Source organism: Pseudoalteromonas sp. TB51, assembly GCF_000498055.1.
GTDB lineage: Bacteria > Pseudomonadota > Gammaproteobacteria > Enterobacterales > Alteromonadaceae > Pseudoalteromonas > Pseudoalteromonas atlantica.
This window is the reverse complement of record NZ_AUTO01000106.1, coordinates 1-2,585: the sequence shown is the minus strand read 5'-3', so window position 1 is coordinate 2,585 and position 2,585 is coordinate 1. Positions and strand designations below refer to the sequence as shown.

At 41.8% G+C, this 2,585-nt stretch carries 2 protein-coding genes; one reads left to right on the top strand and one right to left on the bottom strand.

Annotated features, from left to right (window positions below):
• Nucleotides 1-305 (top strand): amidohydrolase family protein (locus tag L650_RS0105160; protein ID WP_029772429.1); only part of this gene is annotated, 305 nt, incomplete at its 5' end.
• Between the two features lie 145 nt (nt 306-450).
• Here L650_RS0105160 and L650_RS0105155 read toward each other — a convergent pair.
• Nucleotides 451-2,585 (bottom strand): NADP-dependent isocitrate dehydrogenase (locus tag L650_RS0105155; protein ID WP_029772428.1); only part of this gene is annotated, 2,135 nt, incomplete at its 5' end.

The following is a 2,585-nucleotide window of genomic DNA, read 5'->3' as shown; positions in this document are numbered from 1 at the left end:
CCAGCCATAATATTTACCAGCTTCGTTTTGATGCCGGTAATGCAGTTTCGTACGGCATGAGCCAGCAAGGTGCACTTAATGCTGTTACATCCAATGTAGCCGACGTATTTGGCATAAATGCAGGTAGCCTTGAAGTAGGTAAAGCTGCCGATGTGGTTGTATGGAGTAACGATCCATATGAGCTAAGTAGCCATGTAAGTAAAATGATTATTAACGGTGAAGAAGTATCTACGCAGTCGCGCCAAGATAAACTGCGTGAGCGCTATACCACTGAGTCATCTATGCCGCGAGCATATACAAAATAATTAATATAGCTTTAATTATCCAAAATTCAGGTTAATTATTAAAGGCCGCTACTTTAAAGTTAAAGTAGCGGCCTTTTTATATAAAATAAAGACACAAAAAAACCGCTTACTTTAAACGTAAGCGGTTTTTTAATTTAATCTAAAATTATACTAATTTAGATAAAATTTCGTTAAACGTTGCACTTGGGCGCATTGCTTTAAACGCTGCATCATCATTTGGTTGGAAGTAACCACCAATATCCATTGAAGGACCTTGTGCATCGTTAAGCTCGCTTACGATTTGCTCTTTTTGCGTTTCTAAATCGCTCGCAATTTGTGTAAATTGCGCTTTAAGCTCGCTGTCTTCGTCTTGCTTAGCCAGCTCTTGTGCCCAGAATAAAGATAAGAAGAAGTGAGAACCACGGTTATCAATTTCTTTTACTTTACGTGAAGGCGACTTGTTTTCAGCTAAGAACGTACCTGTTGCTTTATCTAGCGTATCAGCAAGTACTTGTGCTTTTTTGTTGCCTGTATTCACGCTTAGGTGCTCAAGCGAAGCCGCTAGTGCTAAAAACTCGCCTAACGAATCCCAACGTAAGTGGTTTTCTTTTTCGAACTGTTGAACATGCTTAGGTGCTGAACCACCTGCGCCAGTTTCAAATAAGCCACCACCGTTCATTAGTGGCACAATAGAAAGCATTTTAGCACTGGTACCCAGCTCTAAAATTGGGAATAAATCTGTTAGGTAGTCACGTAATACGTTACCCGTTACAGAGATAGTGTCTTTACCTTCTTTAATACGCGCTAATGAGAATAAAGTTGCTTCAAGCGGTGCTAAAATTTGAATGTCTAGGCCATCAGTATCGTGATCTGGTAAGTATTTGTTTACCTTTTTAATAAGCTCTGCATCGTGAGCACGGTTTTCATCTAACCAGAAAATAGCTGGTACGCCCGTCGCACGTGCGCGGTTTACAGCAAGCTTAACCCAATCTTGGATTGGTGCGTCTTTAACCTGACACATTCTCCAAATATCGCCTTGCTCAACAGCGTGCTCAAGTAATGTTGTGCCATTTGCATCAACAACACGAATAGAACCATCCGCTTTTGCTTCAAACGTTTTATCGTGAGAACCGTATTCTTCTGCTTTTTGAGCCATTAGGCCTACGTTTGGTACGCTACCCATAGTGGTAGGATCGAACGCGCCGTTTTCTTTACAAAAATCAATTGTAGCTTGGTAAACGCTTGAGTAGCTACGATCTGGGATCACAAAGCTAGTGTCTTGTAGTTTACCGTCGTTGTTCCACATTTGACCGCTTGAACGAATGGCAGCAGGCATAGACGCATCAATGATCACATCGCTTGGAACGTGTAAGTTAGTAATACCACGGTCAGAATCAACCATTGCAATAGCAGGACGGTCAGCGTAAACCGCTTGAATGTCTGCTTCAATTTCTTCGCGCTTAGCATCATCTAATGTTTGAATTTTAGAATAAACGTCGCCTAAACCGTTATTTACATCAACACCTAGCTCTTCAAAAAGCTCGCCGTGTTTAGCAAATACGTCTTTGTAGAAAACTTTTACGGCATGACCAAAAATAATAGGGTCAGATACTTTCATCATTGTCGCTTTCATGTGAAGCGAAAATAATACGCCTTTTTCTTTAGCTGCATCAATTTCTGCTGCTAAAAACGCTTGTAGTTTAGCTGCGCTAATGCGTGATGCATCAATTACTTCGCCAGCAATTAGCGGCGTGCTTTGTTTAAGTACAGTCACATCGCCATTAGTCGCTACGTGCTCAATACGTACATCAGTTGCTGCATCAACAGTTACAGATTGCTCAGAACCAAAGAAGTCACCTTCGCTCATGCTTGCAACGTATGATTGTGAGTCTTTGCTCCACGCACCCATTGAATGAGGGTTATTGCGTGCATACTCTTTAACAGAAGCTGGTGCACGACGATCTGAATTACCTTCACGCAATACTGGGTTTACAGCACTGCCTTTAATTTTGTCGTAAGTTGCTTTAATTTTAGCTTCTTCATCATTTTTAGGCTCAGCCGGGTACTCTGGTAGTGCGTAGCCTTTTTCTTGAAGCTCTTTAATGACAGCGCGTAATTGCGGTACAGACGCACTGATGTTTGGTAATTTGATGATGTTTGCTTCTGGTGTTTTTGCAAGTTCGCCAAGCTCTGCAAGCGCATCGCCGATGCGTTGCTCTTCAGTAAGGTAATCAGCGAAGTTTGCAATTACACGACCTGCTAATGAGATATCGCGAGTTTCAACTTCAACACCTGCCGCAT